This window comes from Sphingobium fontiphilum (assembly GCF_014196635.1).
GTDB classification, from domain to species: Bacteria; Pseudomonadota; Alphaproteobacteria; order Sphingomonadales; family Sphingomonadaceae; genus Sphingobium; species Sphingobium fontiphilum.
The window spans coordinates 693703-712641 of sequence record NZ_JACIEB010000001.1; the positions used below are offsets into that span (position 1 = coordinate 693703).

The 18939-nt window shown below is 64.6% G+C and carries 15 protein-coding genes; 8 read left to right on the forward strand and 7 right to left on the reverse strand.

Features of this window, described 5'->3' with window-relative positions; genetic code table 11:
- The first annotated feature begins 59 nt into the window (after nucleotides 1-59).
- Together GGR44_RS03175 and GGR44_RS03180 are read left to right on the forward strand one after the other, a co-directional pair.
- Entirely contained in the window at nucleotides 60-1070 is a 1011-nt protein-coding gene (locus tag GGR44_RS03175; RefSeq protein ID WP_343052286.1) for a hypothetical protein, read from the forward strand.
- Nucleotides 1071-1134: 64 nt separating this feature from the next.
- The gene (locus GGR44_RS03180; protein WP_183953966.1) at nucleotides 1135-1989 is read left to right on the forward strand and encodes a DUF817 domain-containing protein; all 855 of its coding nucleotides are present in this window, start codon (nucleotides 1135-1137) and stop codon (nucleotides 1987-1989) included.
- Here GGR44_RS03180 and GGR44_RS03185 read toward each other — a convergent pair.
- Nucleotides 1977-3329, reverse strand: coding sequence for a methyl-accepting chemotaxis protein (locus GGR44_RS03185; protein ID WP_183954231.1), 1353 nt, complete (start codon nucleotides 3327-3329; stop codon nucleotides 1977-1979). The two genes, GGR44_RS03180 and GGR44_RS03185, sit on opposite strands and share 13 nt — an antisense overlap.
- A 160-nt stretch (nucleotides 3330-3489) precedes the next feature.
- On the opposite strand from GGR44_RS03185, the gene GGR44_RS03190 reads away from it, so the two are divergent.
- Nucleotides 3490-4668: a vWA domain-containing protein gene (locus GGR44_RS03190; RefSeq protein ID WP_183954232.1), complete on the forward strand. Its 1179-nt coding sequence runs from the start codon at nucleotides 3490-3492 to the stop codon at nucleotides 4666-4668.
- Nucleotide 4669: 1 nt separating this feature from the next.
- On the opposite strand, the gene GGR44_RS03195 is transcribed toward GGR44_RS03190, so the two are convergent.
- The gene (locus GGR44_RS03195) at nucleotides 4670-5299 is read right to left on the reverse strand and encodes a YoaK family protein (protein WP_183953967.1); all 630 of its coding nucleotides are present in this window, start codon (nucleotides 5297-5299) and stop codon (nucleotides 4670-4672) included.
- On the reverse strand, nucleotides 5296-6381 hold the full coding sequence (locus GGR44_RS03200) for an anhydro-N-acetylmuramic acid kinase (RefSeq protein ID WP_183954233.1): 1086 nt from the start codon (nucleotides 6379-6381) through the stop codon (nucleotides 5296-5298). The genes GGR44_RS03195 and GGR44_RS03200 overlap by 4 nt, the downstream gene beginning before the upstream one ends.
- A 158-nt stretch (nucleotides 6382-6539) precedes the next feature.
- Here GGR44_RS03200 and tyrS point away from each other — a divergent pair, with 158 nt between their 5' ends.
- Together tyrS and GGR44_RS03210 are read left to right on the forward strand one after the other, a co-directional pair.
- Complete coding sequence (gene tyrS / locus GGR44_RS03205; RefSeq protein WP_183953968.1) at nucleotides 6540-7757, forward strand: tyrosine--tRNA ligase; 1218 nt, start codon at nucleotides 6540-6542, stop codon at nucleotides 7755-7757.
- A 76-nt stretch (nucleotides 7758-7833) separates the two neighbouring features.
- Nucleotides 7834-8190 (forward strand): PilZ domain-containing protein, encoded by a 357-nt coding sequence (locus GGR44_RS03210; protein WP_183953969.1) that lies wholly within the window; start codon nucleotides 7834-7836, stop codon nucleotides 8188-8190.
- On the opposite strand, the gene GGR44_RS03215 is transcribed toward GGR44_RS03210, so the two are convergent.
- The gene (locus GGR44_RS03215; protein ID WP_183953970.1) at nucleotides 8135-9244 is read right to left on the reverse strand and encodes a mechanosensitive ion channel family protein; all 1110 of its coding nucleotides are present in this window, start codon (nucleotides 9242-9244) and stop codon (nucleotides 8135-8137) included. The genes GGR44_RS03210 and GGR44_RS03215 overlap by 56 nt on opposite strands.
- A gap of 63 nt (nucleotides 9245-9307) precedes the next feature.
- Entirely contained in the window at nucleotides 9308-11371 is a 2064-nt protein-coding gene (gene recG, locus GGR44_RS03220) for an ATP-dependent DNA helicase RecG (RefSeq protein WP_183953971.1), read from the reverse strand.
- An 85-nt stretch (nucleotides 11372-11456) separates the two neighbouring features.
- On the opposite strand from recG, the gene GGR44_RS03225 reads away from it, so the two are divergent.
- From GGR44_RS03225 to GGR44_RS03235, 3 genes are read left to right on the forward strand one after another with little or no spacing between them, the layout of a single operon-like run.
- A complete protein-coding gene (locus GGR44_RS03225) occupies nucleotides 11457-11723 on the forward strand; it encodes a succinate dehydrogenase assembly factor 2 (RefSeq protein ID WP_183953972.1) in 267 nt (88 codons plus the stop codon).
- Between the two features lie 39 nt (nucleotides 11724-11762).
- The gene (mfd, locus tag GGR44_RS03230) at nucleotides 11763-15239 is read left to right on the forward strand and encodes a transcription-repair coupling factor (RefSeq protein ID WP_183953973.1); all 3477 of its coding nucleotides are present in this window, start codon (nucleotides 11763-11765) and stop codon (nucleotides 15237-15239) included.
- 45 nt (nucleotides 15240-15284) lie between these two features.
- Nucleotides 15285-16892, forward strand: a complete 1608-nt coding sequence (locus tag GGR44_RS03235) for a phytoene desaturase family protein (protein ID WP_183953974.1) — start codon at nucleotides 15285-15287, stop codon at nucleotides 16890-16892.
- Between the two features lie 417 nt (nucleotides 16893-17309).
- Here GGR44_RS03235 and GGR44_RS03240 read toward each other — a convergent pair whose 3' ends face one another.
- The gene (locus GGR44_RS03240; protein ID WP_183953975.1) at nucleotides 17310-17525 is read right to left on the reverse strand and encodes a DUF2093 domain-containing protein; all 216 of its coding nucleotides are present in this window, start codon (nucleotides 17523-17525) and stop codon (nucleotides 17310-17312) included.
- A complete protein-coding gene (locus tag GGR44_RS03245) occupies nucleotides 17526-18929 on the reverse strand; it encodes an NAD(P)H-dependent flavin oxidoreductase (protein WP_183953976.1) in 1404 nt (467 codons plus the stop codon). It abuts the gene before it with no gap.
- Nucleotides 18930-18939 lie beyond the last annotated feature (10 nt).

Below are 18939 nucleotides of genomic sequence, written 5' to 3' on the forward strand. Positions count from 1 at the left end.
ATCCTAATCGCTCAGTTCAAGTCCGCGAAAAGACGGTCTGATCCTGGAGGAGGATGCCCGTGTCCCGTCATGCCCGCCCTTATTCCCTCTGGTCGCTGCTTCCCGCGGCCCTCGCCCTTTTCGCGCCGATCGCGGCGCAGGCCGTGGATGATGTCGAGGCATGGACGCCCACCGAAACCGCGTTGAAGGCGACGGCGGCGGGCATTGTCCTGCCCCAGACTGTCGCCGGCCTCTCCCTGTCCAAAAGCGGCGAAGCCTCCCATGGCGGCCGTGGCATCGACAATTACGCCCAATATCTCTCCGAGGACGGCGCAATTCAGGCGACGCTTTATGTCTATCTGCCCGCCTATGCCGACGCATCGCTGGCGGCTTACATGACCGACAAGGCGGTGATGGACCGCTTTGGCCCCAAAACCCGCCGCACCGCCTATGCCAGCGCCGATGCGGGCGGGCGCAGGGGCACCGCCATTCGCGCGGTTTATGACGACGCCGCCGATGGCGCGCTGACGACCGCCGCCGCCTTCGTTCATGCCGGCCGCTGGCTGGTCAAGCTGCGCGTCACCGGCCCCGGCGAACGGCGTGGGGAAGTGCTGGCCGGGCTGGACGCCATGCTGGCCGAAATGCGCTTCGATGATCCGGCAACCCTTCATGTCGCTGCGCCTGCGAAGATCGATGCTTGCCCGATGACGGCCCCAAACAGGATCGGCGGCGTGCTGCCCCGCGACGGTCAGGGCGCCCTGTGCGTGCGCGCAACCATCGCCACGGCCGAAGGGCCGCTGGCGATGATCCAGCAAGTCGGCGTCAAGGGCGGCGCGACCATCGTGCCGATGGACGACACGGGCGCCACCCTCGCCTTCGAACCGGCGGCGAACGGCAAGGGATACCAGCTCGCCATCCATTCGCTGGGCCAGACCGACCTTTACGGCCATTATGACGAAGTGCCCGACGCCAACCGCATCGCCGCTATCATCGATGGCAGCGACCCCGCCATCGCCCGCGCCCGTTCCACCACGGCCTATGCGGCCTCTGGCGGTGTGAGTGTGGACGTGGCGGCGATGCGGGATCGTTGACGCACACGCCATAACGGCGATCTGGCGCCTTCCTTTCCTCCCCGGGTCCGCATAGCCAGATGCAATGAGAATGCCGCAGGGTGCAACACGATTCGCGCGCATCCGCGACGGACTGGAACAGGTGCGACTGTCCCCTGGGCCGACGGCTTGGACCTATGAATTTCTGCTCTTCGGTTTCAAACAGGCTTGGGCCTGCCTGTTCGGTGGATTGATGCTGGCGCTTTTGCTGGGCACCCATTTTTTCTATCCCGCCGATGCTCCATGGCACCGCTATGATTTTTTGACCTGTGCCGCTTTGGCCATTCAGGCGGCCATGCTGGCGTTCCGGTTGGAAACGCCGCGCGAAGCCATTGTCATTGGCGCCTTCCATGTCATCGGAACGATCATGGAGTTGTTCAAAACCTATGCCGGTTCCTGGATATATCCTGAAGCCAGCGTGCTCCACATCGGCGCGGTGCCGCTCTTTTCCGGATTTATGTACGCTGCGGTAGGCAGCTATATTGCACGCATCTGGCGCATCTTCGATTTCAAATTTACCCGTTATCCATCGGCTTGGGCGACGGCCATCCTTGCTTGCGCCATTTATGTGAATTTCTTTGCCCATCACTGGCTACCCGACATTCGGCTGTTTCTGTTCGGTACGGCCGTGCTGCTGTTCGGACGCACCGGGATCTGGTTTACGCCATGGCGGCAACCCCGACGAATGCCGCTTCTGCTTGGCCTGGCGCTGGTTGCCATGTTCATCTGGTTTGCGGAGAATATAGGAACGTTCGCCAACGCCTGGACCTATCCTGATCAGCGCGACGGTTGGCGGATGGTCAGCATTGCAAAGCTGGGGTCGTGGTATTTGCTGATGATTATCTCGTTCGTGCTGGTGGCTCTGATTCATGGCGTCCGCCGCCCCGATCAAATCAGATAGCCCACCTCATACAGCCCCCAGCGCCGACCGCCCCAGGCAAGCGGCACGAACACGCTGCGCAGCGCGCGATAGCGGCCTTCGCCCAGATCCTGCCGATAGGTGAAGAGGAAGAAATCACCATCCTGATCCAGCGCACGGCGGGTCTGGCTGTCCATGAAAATCTGACGATTGCGGGCGTTTTCCAGATTCCAGCGATGGTCGCCGGGGCGCTGAGGCTGGCTGCGGCGGCTGATATGGGTTGGCAGGAAGCCGTTCTGGTCGATCAGGCAGCAACCAATGATCGCCTTGTCCTCACCGGTGCGGCGGTCAAGGATCGGGCGCAGCATCGTGTCGGCAAAGCCGACAAAGCCATTGTGATATTGCACAGGATCGGTGCCCGCGACGGGCGCATAACGCCGGTCGAACAGAGCCTCCATCGACAACAGTCCTCGGTCCAGCGCCTGCTGGACCAATTGTTGCACCTCGTCCGCCCCCTCTTCCGCCAGGGCGATATAACGGCTGTTGCGCGTTCGCCCGCCGCCATGGGCCGTCGCGTTCAGCATATCGTTGGCCAGGCTCTCCAGCCCCTCCAACTGCCGCCGCGCGCCGTCGACGCCGCTGGCGTTGACCCGTGACGATTGACCGAACTGCTCCAGCCCGGCGCTAAGCGTGGTCACATCCGCATCGGCGGCGTCGGTGCAAGCGACGATGGCCTGCGAACGATCGCCGAACTGGCCGACCAGCGCCGCCATGTCAGCCATCGTGCCGCGCAGATGATCGAGATGAGCGTTGACGCCGCGACCACGCGCAATATTGCTTTCCACCCCGCCGATCAGGCGGCGGGCGTCGCGGTCCAACTGGCTCAGCTTTTCGCCAACCGAAGCGGCCGACTCGCCCGCCTGGCCAGCCAACCGACGGATTTCGTCGGCGACCACGGCGAAACCCATGGTCGCCTCGCCCCCGCGCGCGGCTTCGATGGAAGCGTTCACGCCCAGCAGGCGCGTCTGGCGCGCAATGGCGCCCAGCTCTTCGGAAATGCTGCCGACCGTGCCGATAATCTCCAGAAACCGGCGCAGGTCGCCCTCCAGGCTGGTCACATGCTCAATGAGGCCGGACACTTCGGACAGAGACAGGGTCGCCCCTTCATGGCCCTGCGCCAGCATGTCATCGGCACGGCGCGCGGTGGCGCGCAATTCATGCGCCGCCGCCACGCTTTCGGACTGGTTGGCGGCCAATCGCTCCATCGTATCCTGCAATGCGGCAAGTTGGACGCAATCCGCGCCGATCCGGCGATTAAGCTCGCTCAGATAACCGGCGGCCTCGCTGCACTGCAATGCGATGTCGCCCGAACGCTCGCCCATTTCGGCCAGAAAATCTGATTGTTCAGCCAATTGAGCGCCCCGGTTCGATCATCATGCATAGTGTCGCGTTAACCATGCAGCGCAACACTTAAATTTTTGCAAATGCGAACATATCTCATCCCTTGCAAAGGCGCGGATGGTGACCGACAAGGGCATCGCCATGATGCTTCAGTTCCTCGATGCGCTCCGCGCTGCGGGCATACCCGCCAGCATCAAGGAGCATTTGTTGTTGCTGGAGGCGCTGGATCGCGACGTGATCGAGCGCCAGCCGGAGCAATTTTATTATCTCGCGCGCGCCATCTATGTGAAGGATGAAGGGCTGATCGATCGGTTCGATCAGGTGTTCGCCCGCGTGTTTCGCGGCGTTCTGGGCGATGGCGGCGTCGATCAGGCGGAAATTCCCGAAGAATGGCTGCGGCTGGTGGCGGAAAAATTCCTGTCCCCCGAAGAGATGGAGAAGATCAAGTCGCTCGGCTCCTGGGAAGAGATCATGGAGACGCTGAAAAAGCGGCTTGAGGAACAGCAGGGGCGCCATCAGGGCGGCAATAAATGGATCGGCACCGGCGGCACGTCGCCCTTCGGCCATGGCGGCTATAATCCCGAAGGCGTCCGCATCGGCGGGGAAAGCCGTCACAAGCGCGCGATCAAGGTGTGGGAGCAACGCGAATTTCGCAATCTCGACAACAGCAGGGAGCTGGGCACGCGCAATATCAAGGTCGCGCTCCGCCGCCTGCGCCGTTTCGCGCGCGAAGGATCGGCGGACGAGCTGGATCTGGACGAAACGATCCGGGGCACGGCGCGTCAGGGCTGGCTCGATATCCGCATGCGGCCGGAACGGCATAATGCGGTCAAATTGCTGCTGTTCCTGGATGTGGGCGGCTCGATGGACCCGTTCGTCAAACTGTGCGAAGAGCTGTTTTCGGCGGCGACCGGCGAGTTCAAGAATCTGGAATTCTTCTACTTCCACAACTGCCTGTATGAAGGGGTGTGGAAGGATAATCGCCGCCGCTTTTCAGAGCGCACCCCGACATGGGATATCCTCCACAAATATGGCCATGATTACAAGGTGATCTTCGTCGGCGACGCGGCGATGAGCCCTTATGAGATCAGCCATCCGGGCGGTTCGGTCGAGCATATGAATCCGGAGGCTGGCGCGGTCTGGCTCCAGCGCGTGACCAACACCTATCCGGCGACCGTGTGGCTCAACCCGACAAACGAGGCCTACTGGGGTTACAGTCAATCAACGCGAATGATCCAGCAACTCGTCAATGATCGCATGTATCCGATGACGATTGATGGGCTGGACAGCGCGATGCGGGAATTGACCCGCAAGCGCTAGGTCAATCGGACGGTCTGGGCAGGAACAGGCCCGCGAACAGAGTCAGAAACAACGACCAAAGCGCGGGCAGCCACAACGCATCGAACATCAGCCCGGCATGGCAATAGGCGCCCAGCAACGCCCCCGTCATCAGCCCCAGCCATAACATCGCATGGGGCAGCCAGCCGGTGCGATTGCCGCCCGTGATGGCATTGCCGATCCCCTGCCCCAGCTTGACCAGCGCGCCTGTCATATAGGTTACGCCGACGCTGACTTCGCCCGCTTGCAGGAACACCGCGTTCACGACCCCCATGGCCAGCACCATCGCCGGGATCGATAGGTTCGGCAGGGCCGCGCCTAGCGTGAGCAGGGCCGACACCGCCGCCAGAACGGCGGGCTTGCGCCTCTGCCCTGCCATCCGCGCCACCACCGCGCCCATCGCCGCGCCGAACACGAACAGCGCGATGATCGCGCCCGCGCGCATGGCGACATCGGTCCCTTCCGCCACACCGACGGCAAATCGCGTCGAATTGCCGCTCATGAAGGACACGAACAGCCCGCCCAGCCGGATGAAGCCGATCACGTCGACATAACCCGCCAGCATCGACAGGCTGACCGCCAGGAACCAGTGCCGCCGATCATATCGGGTCATGGCCGGAACAGCACGCCCCCGGTCATCTCGCGCGGCGCGCCGGTGGTGCCGGGAAAGCTGATCGGCAAACCCATCAGGCTGCGCACCGCCATATAGGCAAAGCCCTGCGCCTCCAGCGCATCGCCGTCCCACCCCAGTTCATCGACCGAGCGCACGTCGCACCCGCATCGCGCGCGCAGCATGGCCATCATCGTGCGGTTATGACGCCCGCCGCCCGCGACGAACAGACAGGTCGGCCGGTCCGCCAGATGGTCGATCCCGCGCGCAACGGCGGCGGCGGTGAAGGCGGTCAGCGTCGCCGCGCCATCCGCCGTTTCCAAGCCCCGCATGGCTTCGATCGTGAAGGCCTCCCGGTCGATGCTCTTGGGCGGGGGCGCAGCAAACCAGGGGTCGGCCAGCATCGTGGCCAGCCTGTCCTCATCCACCCGCCCGCGCGCCGCCATCGCCCCGCCCTCGTCAAAGGAAGCGCCGGCATGGGTGTGCATCCAGTTGTCGATCAGGCCGCTCGCCATGCCCGTGTCGAAGGCGACCAAAGCGCCGTCAGCGCCAATGGCGGTGATATTGGCGACCCCGCCCAGATTGAGCACGGCCATGGGTTTGGGCAGGTCATGCGCCAACGCCCGGTGATAGACCGGCATCAATGGCGCGCCCTGCCCGCCCGCCGCGACATCGGCCGACCGCAGGTCGCCAACGACGGGAATGCCGAAAGCCCCGGCCAGCGCTTGCGCATCGCCAATCTGCCATGTCCAGCCGCGATCAGGCCGGTGGGCGACTGTGTGACCATGAAAGCCGATGACGCCCACATCTTCCGCCACATGGCCGCTACGCCCCAGCAGGTCCGCCACGGCCTCCACATGCAATTCTGTCAGTTCATTTTCGACCGACGCGATCAGCGGCTCGAAACCCGGCGCGTCCATGGCCATCGCCCGCGCACAGCTTTCCGCCAGCCGCATGCGGAAGCCATCGGCATAAGCCATGGCGTGAAAAGCGACCGGGCGGACCGCCCCCTGCCCGTCGGTTTCGATCAGCGCCGCGTCGATCCCGTCGCGCGACGTGCCGGACATGAGGCCGATGGCAAGCATGGATGAATTGAACGTCATATATCCCCGTGATGCTGAACTTGTTTCAGCATGTATTTGGCCTCTGGCTCTGCGCTTCGTGACCCGAGTGTAACGGCATGATGGACCCTGAAACAAGTTCAGGGTGACGATGAAGACGACCGATGCTACAGGCGCGCGCCATGAGCAACTATCGTTCCGATCTTCTGCGTCTTCTCGACACGCGCGGCTACATCCACCAGGTCACCGATGGCGATGCGCTGGACGCGCTCGCGCTCAGCCAGGTCGTGCCGGGCTATATCGGTTTCGATCCGACCGCGCCCTCGCTCCATGTCGGCAGCCTGGTGCAGATCATGATGCTGCGCCGTATGCAGCAGGCGGGGCACAAGCCCATCGTGCTGATGGGCGGCGGCACCGGCAAGATCGGCGACCCTTCGCTGCGGGACGAGGCCCGCTCGCTGCTGACGGTCGACAAGATCAACGAGAATGTGAACAGCATCAAACGCGTGTTCGAACGCTTCCTGACCTTCGGCGACGGCCCGACCGACGCTGTCATGGTCGACAATGCCGACTGGCTCGATGCCCTCGAATATATCCCCTTCCTCCGCGACATCGGCCAGCATTTCTCGGTCAACCGAATGCTGAGCTTCGATTCGGTGAAGCTGCGCCTCGACCGCGAACAGTCGCTCAGCTTCCTCGAATTCAATTATATGATCCTCCAGGCCTATGATTTTCTGGAACTCTCGCGCCGTTCGGCCTGCCGCCTGCAAATGGGCGGATCGGACCAGTGGGGCAATATCGTCAACGGCATCGAATTGTCGCGCCGGGTGGACGGCACGCAGGTTTTCGGCCTGACCTCCCCGCTCATCACCACGGCGGACGGCGGCAAGATGGGCAAGACGGCGAAGGGCGCGGTTTGGCTGAACGCCGACGCCCTGCCGCCCTATGATTATTGGCAATTCTGGCGCAACACGCAGGATGCCGATGTCGGCCGCTTCATGCGGCTCTTCACCGACCTGCCGCTGGATGAGATCGCCCGGCTCGAGGCGCTGGAAGGCGCGGAGATCAACGAGGCGAAGAAAATCCTGGCCGACGCCGCCACGACCATGGCTCATGGCGCCGACGCCGCCGCCAACGCGGCCGAAACCGCGCGCCGCACTTTCGAGGAAGGCGCCTCGGACGCCAACCTGCCGACCGTCAGCCTTGGCGCGGAGGGCCTCACCATTGTCCAGGCGACAACCGCGCTCGGCTTTGCCACCTCCAACAAGGAAGTCCGCCGCAAGCTGGACGAGGGCGCGATCCGGGTGAATGGCGATGTCGTGAAAGATCCGCACTTCGCGCTGAAGGCGGGCGACAAGGTCAGCTTCGGCGCGAAGAAGCATGGCCTGATCGGCGCTTGAGCCATATTCGTCGTTAAGGCGCGGTTTACGTTTCCCGGTAGCATTGCGGCCATGGATCGCGGCCTAGCCTTGCCCCATGTCCTCGCAAATGTTCGCCAATCTCTCGCATGTCATGCGATCCCGCGATCCCGCCCATGACGAACGGCGCGCGGTGCGCGATCTGGTCGACCTGGTCAGCCATGTGACGGCGCGCGGGCGCACACACGGCATCCGCATCATCAACGTGTCGCCGCTGGGCTTGATGTGCCGATCCGAGGCGGAACTGCTGGTCGGTGAAAAACTGACCGTGTGGTTGCCGCTGGTCCACGATGTTCAGGCGCACGTGCGCTGGGCCGAAAATGGCCGCTTTGGCCTGGAATATCGCACGCCCATTGCGATCAGCCGCTATGCGTCGATGCTGGAACTGATGCCTGCGCGTCGGCTGGCCTGGTAAACGCCACCGCGCCCTCCACGCGCTGGCGTGACCGGGCCAGCGCCTCGGGCATTTCCGTCCGCAGGAAATCGAGCATCGCTTCGCGCACTTCGCAGCGCAGGTCGAACGCCTCACCCGCATTGCGTGCGCTCAGCAGGCCGCGCAATTCCATGGCGTCGGCGCGGTGGTCGGTGACCTGCACGATGGCGACGCGCCTGTCCCAGCGGCGGTTGGCGCTGGCGACGTCCACGAATTTTGCGCGGATGCGCGCCACATCTGCGGTGGGATCGACATAAAGGAAGATCGTGCCCAGCAGGTCTGACGTTTTCGTCGTCCAGTTCTGGAAGGGCTTTTCGAGGAAATAGGAAACCGGCACCACCATCCGCCGGTCATCCCATATCCGCACCACGACATAGGTCAAGGTGATGTCCTCGATCCGCCCCCATTCCCCCTCGACGATGACGACATCGTCCAGCCGGATCGGTTCGGAAAAGGCCATCTGGACCCCGGCGATCAGGTTCTTGAGCGCCGGTTGCGCCGCCGCGCCGACCGCCAGGCCGACAATGCCGGCCGACGCCATCAGCGTGACGCCCACCGCCCGAACGCCCGGTATGGTCATCAGCATCAGCGCAATGACGATGAAGCCGACGACGAACTGGGCAATCCGATAAAGGATGCGCACGCGCGTGTGTTGCCGCCGGGCGCGCAGATTATCCTCCACGCTCATGTCGCTGTTGCGCTCGACCAATGTCCGCATCGCCCCCAGCAGCGCCAGCACCGCCCAGCCCATCAACAGCACGAACGCCATGGCCGATCCGATGGACCAGATGTCCTCCACCCGACCGCCGAGCCGCAGCCCGCGCATCCCGGCGCTGAGCGCCAGCAGAACCACCAGCCATCGCGTCGGATGATAAATGGCGGGCAAAATTACGGGCGCCCAGCCCATTTTGCGGACGATCCTGATGCCGATGGCATAGGCAAGCCAATGGAGAAGGAATGCGAAGCCTACCGCCGCCGCGATGGCGATGGCCGCGACGGGCGAAACGGTCGAAAGACTAAGATCAGGGGAAGCCATGAAAGGCGAACGACGCAACGCCTTTAAGGTTTCGCATTTGCAGCAATTTTCAAAGCGCCAGCCCTATCCTCCGCGCAAAAGCGTGACCGCCGCATCCTTTTCGAACAGATAAAGGCATGTCCGCGCCGCCTGCCCGCGCGGACTGGCCAGACCGCCGTCACGGTCGATCAGCAGCCGGGCGTCGTCGCGCGCCGCGTCGATCAGGGCGGAGACATGCTCGGGCGTCGCCAGTCTCAGCTCGGCCTCGCCCGACTGGCGCGTGCCCAGTATCTCGCCCGCGCCGCGCAGCCGCAGATCTTCCTCTGCGATGCGGAACCCATCATTGCTCTCGCGCATCAGCGCCAGCCGCGCCCGCGCCGTCTCCCCCAAAGCATTGCCGCGCAGCAGCAGGCAGACGGACGGCTTGTCGCCGCGCCCCACCCGCCCGCGCAACTGGTGGAGCTGCGCCAGCCCGAAACGGTCCGCCCCCTCAATGATGATGAGCGAAGCATTAGGCACGTCGACGCCCACCTCGATCACTGTGGTCGCGACCAAAATCTGCGTCCGGTTGGCGGCAAAGGCCGCCATCGCCGCGTCCTTGTCCGGCCCCTTCATCCGGCCATGGACCAGGCCCACACGATCCCCGAACCGCATTTTCAGCGCCTCCGCCCGCGCTTCGGCCGCCGCCTGATCGCTGGTTTCGCTTTCCTCGACCAGCGGGCAGACCCAATAGGCTTGGCCCCCGGCCGACACATGGCGGGCAAGCGCGTCAACCACTTCGTCCAGCCGGGTGGACGCCATCACCAGCGTCTGGATCGGCTGGCGGCCTGGCGGCATCTCGTCCAGCCGCGACACATCCATTTCGCCATAATAGGTCAGGGTCAGCGTGCGCGGGATCGGCGTCGCCGTCATCACCAGCAGATGCGGGGCGCGTTCCGCCTTGTCCGCCAGCATCATCCTCTGCGCCACGCCGAAACGATGCTGCTCGTCAATCACCGCCAGCCCCAGCTTGCGGTAACGCACCGCCTCCTGAAAAATGGCGTGAGTGCCGACCAATATGTCGATGCCGCCATCGGCCAGCCCCATCAGCGTCGCCTCGCGCGCCTTGCCCTTGTCGCGCCCGGTCAGGATGGCGATCTCGACGGGCAGGCCCGACGCCATTTTGCGCAGCGTTTCATAATGCTGACGCGCCAATATCTCGGTCGGCGCCAGCATCGCCCCCTGCGCGCCCGCCTCCACCGCATTGAGCAGCGCCATCAGCGCGACCAGCGTCTTGCCCGACCCGACATCGCCCTGAAGCAGACGCAGCATCGGCGTCGCCTGCGCCATGTCGCCCTCAATCTCGCCCATCGCCCGCCGTTGCGCGCCGGTGGGGGCAAAGGGCAGTTTCAGCATCGCCCGCAGCCGCCCGTCGCCCGCAATCGGCACGCCGCGCCGCCGTCGCCCCGCCTGCCGCACCAGCATCAGCGCCAGTTGCCCAGCGAAAATCTCGTCATAGGCCAGCCGCTCGCGCGCCATGGCATCGGCCGGGTCGGCATGCGCGCGGGCCAGCGCCTCCCGCCATGCCGGCCAATCCTTGCGCGCCATCAGGCTGGGCTCGATCCATTCGGGCAAGTCGGGCGCGCGGGCCAGCGCCTGCGCCGCCAGATCGCGCATGCGATTGTTGGTCAGTCCGTCCGACAGCCCATAAATGCTTTCGCGCGCCGGAATCGTCGCCGCCTCCTCTGGCGGCACGACATGGTCGGGGTGCACCATCTGAAGCGCGTCGCCATAGCTTTCCAGCTTGCCCGACACGAACCGCGGCTCGCCCAGCGGCAGCAATTTGCGCGGCCAGCCGCTGTTGCGCCCGAAATAGACCAGCGACACGGCATTGCCACGGCCATCCACCGCATGAACGCGGAACGGCGCCCGCGCGCTGCCGCTGGCGCGGTAATCGGTCGCGGTCAGGGTGATGCCGATGATCCGCCCCGCGTCGGCCATGTCCAGACTATCGGTCAGTTTCCGCTCGACCATGCCGGTCGGCAGATGGAAGGCGACATCGACCGCGCGCCGCAAGCCCAGCCGCTCCAGCGGCCGGGCGAGCGCGCTGCCCACGCCCTTGAGCGCGTCGATTTCGGCAAAGATCGGATTGAGTATATCGGGTCGCATGGCTATCGAGCCTTTCTCTACTCCAGCCGGGACGGCCATACAAACGCCTGATCGGTCATAGCCCTGCCCGCAAAAGGAACATATTGTGAACGATGATCCCGGGATGCGCCGCCTCCACTTCCGCGCCTGGCACCGCGGCACGCGTGAGGCGGACTATACGGTCGGCGGCTTTTTCGAACGCTATCATGCAAGCTGGAATGACGAGGAAATCGCCTGGTTCGAACGCTTCATGGACGAACAGGATGCCGACATCATCGGCTGGGCGCTGGGCACCATCCCCGTGCCGGACGAATGGAAGGGGCCGATGATGGACCGTTTCCTGAAACTCGATTTCGTGAAGATCGAAAATTGATTCGGCCATGTGCGGGCACGGACTGACGAGCGACAAGACATGACCGATTTTCAGAAGATCCAGCGCGCCGATGCGCCGCTCACCCTGTCGGGCGTGCCCGCCGGGTTCCAGCCATGGCTGCTGGCCGACATCGCCCGCGCCGCTTTTGGTTCGGGCAAGCGTCGGGTGCTGTTCGTCGCCCCCGACGATGCGCTGATGCGCGCGGTGGCCGACACCGCCCATTATTTCGCGCCGGAAATCGCCATGATCGAAATCCCGGCATGGGACTGCCTGCCCTATGATCGGGCCAGTCCGTCGCTCAATGCCGCATCGGCGCGCCTTGCCGGGCTGCACGCGCTGCAAGCCGCGCCATCGGGGCCGCAACTGGTCGTCACCACGATCAACGCGCTCAGCCAGCGGACGCTGACGCCCTTTCGCGTGCGGCAACTGGTGGCGAAGCTGGCGCCCAAGGAGCGGATCGCCATTTCGCGGCTGGCCGAGATGCTCCAGGCCAATGGCTATGTCCGCACCGATACGGTGCATGATCGCGGCGAATTCGCCATTCGCGGCGGCATTGTCGACCTGTTCCCCGGCGGCGAGGAGCAACCGCTGCGCCTCGACTTTTTCGGCGACGAGATCGAGACGGTGCGCAGTTTCGACCCGGCCGATCAGCGCACCACCGGCAGCGTCGATGGCTTCACCCTGCTGCCCGCGTCCGAAGCCCTGCTGGACGAGGACACGATCAAGCGTTTCCGGGGCCGCTATCGGGAGATTTTCGGCGCCACCGCGACCGGCGACCCGCTTTATCAGGCGGTGAGCGAAGGGCGGCGGCTGGCGGGCATGGAACATTGGCTGCCGCTGTTCGAGGAGCGGCTGGCGCCGCTGACCGATCATCTGGACGCGGGCACGGTCATCGTCTGCGACCATGGCGTCGCGGGCGCGGCGGAAGCACGTTTCGACGCGATCACCGATTATCACGCCAATCGCGTTCAGGCGAAGTCCGGCGATCCGGGCGCCTATCGCCCGCTCGAGCCCTCCGCCCTCTATCTGGGGATGGAGGACTGGCGGACGCTGACGACCGACTGGCCGATCCACGCGACAACGCCCTTCCATGAGCCCGAAAGCGCCGCCGTGATCGACTTCGGCGTCGATGGCCCCCGCGATTTCGCGCCGGAACGGGCGCAGAACGCCAATGTCTATGAAGCGGTCGGCAAGCATGTCGGCGCGCTGCAACGGCAGAAAAAGCGCGTGGTGATCGCCAGCTATTCCGCGGGCGCGCGCGAACGGCTGTCCGGACTGCTGCTCGACCATGGCGTGAAACGGCTTGCGGCGGCGGACGATTGGCAAGAGGCGCTGGGCATCGCGGCGGGGGGCAGCGTGACGTTGATCGTCCTGCCCCTCGACCATGGGTTCACCGCGCCCGATGTCGCGGTGCTGACCGAACAGGACATGCTCGGCGACCGGCTGGTCCGCCGCGCCCGGCGCAAGAAAAGCGCCGACGCCTTCCTTCAGGAACTCGCCACCCTCACCCCCGGCGATCTGGTCGTGCACCGCGACCATGGCATCGGCCGCTATGAGGGGCTGACGCAGATTCCCGTGGCGAAGGCCGCGCATGATTGTGTGGCCCTCGAATATGCGGGCGGCGACAAACTCTACGTCCCGGTCGAAAATCTGGAGGTTCTCTCCCGCTACGGCTCCGACAGCGACGGCGTGGCGCTGGACAGGCTGGGCGGCGAAGCATGGCAGCGGCGCAAGGCGCGGATGAAGGAGCGCATCCGCGAAATCGCGGGCGAACTGCTGAAAACCGCCGCGCAGCGCGCCCTGCGCGCCGCCAGCGTGGCCGAACCGGACGCGGCGGGCTATCCCGCCTTCGTGGACCGTTTCCCCTATCAGGAAACAGAGGATCAGGACCGCGCCATTGGCGACGTGATCGACGATCTGGGCGCGGGCAAGCCGATGGATCGCCTGGTCTGCGGCGATGTCGGCTTCGGCAAGACGGAGGTTGCCCTGCGCGCCGCCTTCGTCGCGGCGATGGCGGGGATGCAGGTAGTGGTCATCTGCCCCACAACGCTGCTCGCGCGCCAGCATCATATGAATTTCGTCGAGCGGTTCCGGGGCTTCCCCATCAATATCGGCCGCCTGTCCCGCCTTGTCCCCGACAAGGAGGCGAAGGCGGTGAAGGCGGGTCTGGCCGACGGGACCATCGACATTGTCGTTGGCACCCATGCGCTGTTGACCAAGGGGATCGGTTTCAAGCGCCTCGGCCTGGTGATCGTTGATGAAGAACAGCGTTTCGGCGTCACCCACAAGGAACGGTTGAAGGGCCTCAAGACCGACGTCCATGTGCTGACGCTGACCGCCACGCCCATACCCCGCACGCTGCAAATGGCGATGTCGGGCCTGCGCGAATTGTCGGTTATCCAGACGCCCCCGGTCGACCGCCTCGCTGTGCGGACCTATATCATGCCCTGGGACGGTGTGGTGATCCGCGAGGCGTTGCTGCGCGAACATTATCGCGGCGGGCAGAGCTTCTTCGTCGTGCCGCGCATTTCGGACCTGACGGAGATCGAGGAGTATCTGCGCACCGAAGTGCCCGAAGTGCGCCCGGTGGTCGCCCATGGCCAGATGTCCGCGACGGAGGTGGAGGAACGCATGTCCGCCTTCTACGACAAGCGTTACGATGTGCTGCTGTCCACCACGATCGTGGAATCCGGCCTCGACATACCCAGCGCCAACACGCTCATCATCCACCGCGCCGACCGTTTCGGCCTCGCCCAGCTTTACCAGCTTCGCGGGCGCGTCGGCCGATCAAAAACCCGCGCCTATGCCTATTTCACCACCTCACCCAACCGGGTCATCACCGAAACCGCCGAAAAGCGGCTGAAGGTGCTGTCCGACCTCGATACGCTGGGCGCGGGCTTCCAGCTTGCCAGCCACGATCTCGACATTCGCGGCGCGGGCAACCTCGTGGGCGACGAACAATCTGGGCATATCAAGGAAGTCGGCTTCGAACTCTACCAGTCGATGCTGGAGGATGCGATCATGGAGGCCAAGGCCGGAGGAATCCGCGCCGAAACCAGCCGCGAGGATTTCTCGCCCCAGATCGGCGTTGACGCGCCCATCCTGATCCCCGACGATTATGTGCCCGACCTTGACCTGCGCATGGGGCTTTATCGCCGCATCAACGAACTGGAGGACAGGCAGGGGCTGGAGGCGTTCGCCGCCGAACTGATCGACCGTTTCGGCCCCCTGCCCCCGCCCACGCAGAACCTGCTGAAAATCATCGAAATCAAGCAGAACTGCGTGAAGGCCAATATCGCCAAGGTTGACGCAGGGGCCAAGGGCGCGCTGGTCAGCTTCTTCGAGGATCGCTTCCCCAATCCGCCTGGCCTCATCGCCTGGCTGCAAAGGCTGGACGGCACCGCGCGGCTGCGCCCGGACAACAAGCTGGTCGTCAACCGCAACTGGCCCGACCCGGCCGCGCGGCTGAACGGCGCGCTGCAATTGTCGAAGGGGCTGGCCAAGGTTTCTGGATAAACCAGTCCTTGTCATCCGCACGGCCCCGGTCCTACCCTGTCCGCCATGGAAGAGACATGGGATGCCGTCATCATCGGCGGCGGGCATAACGGGCTGGTCTGCGCCTTCTACCTCGCGCGGGCGGGCTATCGCGTCTGCATCCTCGAACGGCGGGCCGTGGTCGGGGGCGCGGCGGTGACGGAGGAATTCGCGCCCGGTTTCCGCAATTCGGTCGCCAGCTACACCGTCAGCCTGCTTCAGCCCAAGGTGATCCGCGACATGCGCCTCGCCGATCATGGCTATCGCGTGATTGAACGGCCGGTCAGCAATTTCCTGCCCCTGCCCGGCGGCGATCATCTGATGCTGGGCGGCGGTCTTGCCCGCACCCAGGCCGAATTCGCTCGGTTCAGCGCGCGGGACGCCGCTGCGCTTCCCGCTTATCATGCCGCGTTGGAACGGGTGGCGAATGTCCTGCGCGACCTCATCCTGCGCGCCCCGCCGTCCTTGAACGGCGGCCTCGCCTCGCTGCTCGACTTCGCGCGCCAGAGCCGTCTCGCCCGGCGATTGCCGCCTGAGGGGCAGGCCGACCTCATCGACCTGTTCGCGGGATCGGCGAGCGCCTTCCTGTCGCGCTGGTTTGAAAGCGATCCGGTCAAGGCCGCTTTCGGTTTCGACTCCGTCGTCGGCAACTATGCCTCCCCCGAAACGCCGGGCAGCGCCTATGTCCTGCTCCACCATGTCTTTGGCGAGGTGAACGGGAACAGGGGCGCATGGGGCCATGTCGTCGGCGGCATGGGGTCGATCACCCGGATCATGGCCGATGTGGTGCGCGCCATGGGCGTTTCCATCCGGCTGGAATCGCCCGTCGAACAGGTGCTGGTCGACGGCGGCCGGGCGGTCGGCGTGCGGCTGGAGGGGGGCGGGGAAGTCTTCGCCCGACGAGTCATCGCCAATGTCGGGCCAAAACTGCTCTATCAGCGGCTGATGAACCCTGCCGATCTGCCCGGCGATTTCCTGTCCCGCATCCGCGCTTTCACCGCCGGGTCCGGCACATTCCGCATGAATGTGGCGCTCGACGCCCTGCCCGATTTCGCCTGCCTGCCCGGCGCTGGCGACCATCATCGCTCCGGCGTCATCATCGCGCCCAGCCTGTCCTATATGGACCGCGCCTTCACCGATGCGAAGCGCGAGGGGTGGTCGCGCGAACCGATTGTCGAAATGCTGATCCCCTCGACCGTGGACGACAGCCTCGCCCCGCCCGGATGCCATGTCGCCAGCCTGTTCTGCCAGCAATTCGCGCCGCAATTGCCCGACGGCCGCGATTGGGACGATGAACGGGAAGCGGCGGCCGACCATGTCATCGCCACGGTCGACGCCCATGCGCCGGGCTTTGCACGGTCGGTCGTCGGGCGGCAGATTTTGTCGCCGCTCGATCTGGAGCGCAGCTTCGGCCTGATCGGCGGCGACATCATGCATGGCCACATGACGCTGAACCAGATGTGGGCGGCGCGGCCGCTGCTGGGCCATGGCGCCTATCGCGGGCCGGTAAAGGGCCTCTATATGTGCGGGGCGGGCACGCATCCGGGCGGCGGCGTAACCGGCGCGCCGGGGCATAATGCGGCGCGCGCGGTGCTCACGGACGCAACCATGCCGGCGCGCTGGCGCGGACGATAGGATGATGGGCGGACCTTGCGACCAAAGCGCGCGAGGCCCGCCCCTTCGTCAAAGACCCAGACGGTTCCAGAATTCGTCCGGCGCCATGGCGACAGCAGGGGCCGCCGGACGATTGCCATATGTCCAGGATGAATGCGGAACATGGTCGCGCCGCGGTTTCGGCTGGCGGCGACGACGAATAAGGGGAGCAGCTCTGGTCATCATCAACATCCTTTCATGTCCATGGGGAACACGAAACCATGCGTTGACGCGTCGGGCCCGTGCGCTTTAGCCGTTGGTGACGCGGAGCAAGCTGACATCCTTCAAAAGCCGCGGAGCGAAACGCTCACGGATATATCTATTCATTGGGTTGATTATTGGAAGCCAGCGATGCTTGGCCGGGCCGCAGAAAAACTATGCGCGGCCAAGCCAGCGGCGTCAGGCTTCGTCAGCGTCCCGATGGCGCAGCATGGCCTGCGTCGCTTCCGGCGCGCCGCGATAGGCCTCCTGCAGCGCCTCGCTCCAATAGGTCAATATATCGAGGTCGATCCGCTCGCCCGACACGGCGCACAGCACGAACTGGCCGGGCTTGATGACTTCGAAATGGGGCGTGCCATAACGGATTTTGGCCAGCCCCGGAATATCCGCCGCCATTCAGTCCCCCGTCAGGATGCGATCGACCAGTTGCTTGACCGTGGGAACAAAGCCGTTGGAATAGAAAGGATCCTGCTTGAACTTGTAGGCGGCATGGCCCGCGAAGAGCAGATTTTCGTCCAGATCGCCGCCATGGACCGAATTCTGCAACGATTTCTGGATGCAGAAGCTGCGCGGATCGGCCAGACGACCGGTCGAGTTGGTCTCGCTGTCCATCCAGCTCGAAAAGGCGCATTGCGACAGGCAGCCCATGCAATCCGTCTGATCCTTGCGGATTTCGTCGCGCTCCTCGATGCCCACGAACACCAGCGTATTGTCGGGCGTCTTGAGGGCGGAAACAAAGCCCTGACCCACCCATTCGCGGGCGCGCATCAGGTCGCCGCGCGTCACCCAGAAATTCTTGCCTTTCACGCCCGCGTCCAGTTGGTGCGTATGGTCGCCCGCCTGTTCGGTGCTGAAGGGAATCTGGCGTTCCGAACGCGCCTCCAGGCTGCGCAGGAAGGGATTGCGGATGGCCGAGCTGTAAAAGCCGGTGGGCGAGAATTTGTGCAGCAGCACGTCGCCCGGCTCCAGTTGCATCAGCCGGTCTTTCCAAGCCTGCGGGATCGGGCTTTCCTGCGTCAGCAGCGGGCGGGTGCCAAACTGGAACATGATCGATCCGAGTTCGGGATTGTCGATCCAGTCGTTCCAGTCCTTCAGCGCCCAGACGCCGCCCGCCATGACGATCGGGACATCATCGGCAATGCCGCCCTCGCGCATGGTGGCGCGCAGGTCGCGGACGCGGGGATAGGGGTCTTGCGGCGCACGCGGATCTTCCGCATTGGACAGGCCATTATGACCGCCCGCCAGCCAGGGATCTTCATAGACCACCGCCGCCAGCCATTCGGACGCCTTGGAATAGGCGCGCTTCCACAGCGCGCGGAACGCGCGGCCAGACGAGACGATCGGCAGATAGCTGACGCCATAGGAAGCGGCGATTTCGGACAGTTTGTAGGGCATGCCCGCGCCGCAGGTGACGCCCGCCACCATGCCGCGCGTCTTTTCCAGAACGCCGTGCAGCACCCGCTGGGCGCCGCCCATTTCCCACAGCACGTTGATGTTGATCGCGCCCTTGCCGCCCGCGATCTCGAACGCGCGCTTCACCTGTTCGACGGCGCCGTCAATGGCGTAGGCGATCAGTTCTTCATGCCGGTCGCGGCGGGTGCGGCCATGGTAGATTTGCGGGATGATGTTGCCCATCGAGTCGTAACTGTCGGCGTTGACGGCTGAGACCGTGCCGATGCCGCCCGCCGCCGCCCATGCCCCCGAACTGGCATGGTTCGATACCGCGACGCCCTTGCCCCCTTCGACCAGCGGCCACACTTCGCGGCCACCATAGACGATGGGCTTCAACCCCTTGAACAACGACTTCTCC

Bases quoted from the DNA above. Each gene is read 5' to 3' on its own strand.
- GGR44_RS03180 (WP_183953966.1), top strand. From the start codon at position 1,135: ATGAGAATGCCGCAGGGTGCAACACGATTCGCGCGCATCCGCGACGGA.
- GGR44_RS03235 (WP_183953974.1), top strand. From the start codon at position 15,285: ATGGAAGAGACATGGGATGCCGTCATCATCGGCGGCGGGCATAACGGG.
- GGR44_RS03210 (WP_183953969.1), top strand. From the start codon at position 7,834: ATGTCCTCGCAAATGTTCGCCAATCTCTCGCATGTCATGCGATCCCGC.
- GGR44_RS03215 (WP_183953970.1), bottom strand. From the start codon at position 9,244: ATGGCTTCCCCTGATCTTAGTCTTTCGACCGTTTCGCCCGTCGCGGCC.
- tyrS (WP_183953968.1), top strand. From the start codon at position 6,540: ATGAGCAACTATCGTTCCGATCTTCTGCGTCTTCTCGACACGCGCGGC.
- GGR44_RS03190 (WP_183954232.1), top strand. From the start codon at position 3,490: ATGATGCTTCAGTTCCTCGATGCGCTCCGCGCTGCGGGCATACCCGCC.
- mfd (WP_183953973.1), top strand. From the start codon at position 11,763: ATGACCGATTTTCAGAAGATCCAGCGCGCCGATGCGCCGCTCACCCTG.
- GGR44_RS03240 (WP_183953975.1), bottom strand. From the start codon at position 17,525: ATGGCGGCGGATATTCCGGGGCTGGCCAAAATCCGTTATGGCACGCCC.
- GGR44_RS03185 (WP_183954231.1), bottom strand. From the start codon at position 3,329: ATGGGCGAGCGTTCGGGCGACATCGCATTGCAGTGCAGCGAGGCCGCC.
- recG (WP_183953971.1), bottom strand. From the start codon at position 11,371: ATGCGACCCGATATACTCAATCCGATCTTTGCCGAAATCGACGCGCTC.
- GGR44_RS03195 (WP_183953967.1), bottom strand. From the start codon at position 5,299: ATGACCCGATATGATCGGCGGCACTGGTTCCTGGCGGTCAGCCTGTCG.
- GGR44_RS03200 (WP_183954233.1), bottom strand. From the start codon at position 6,381: ATGCTTGCCATCGGCCTCATGTCCGGCACGTCGCGCGACGGGATCGAC.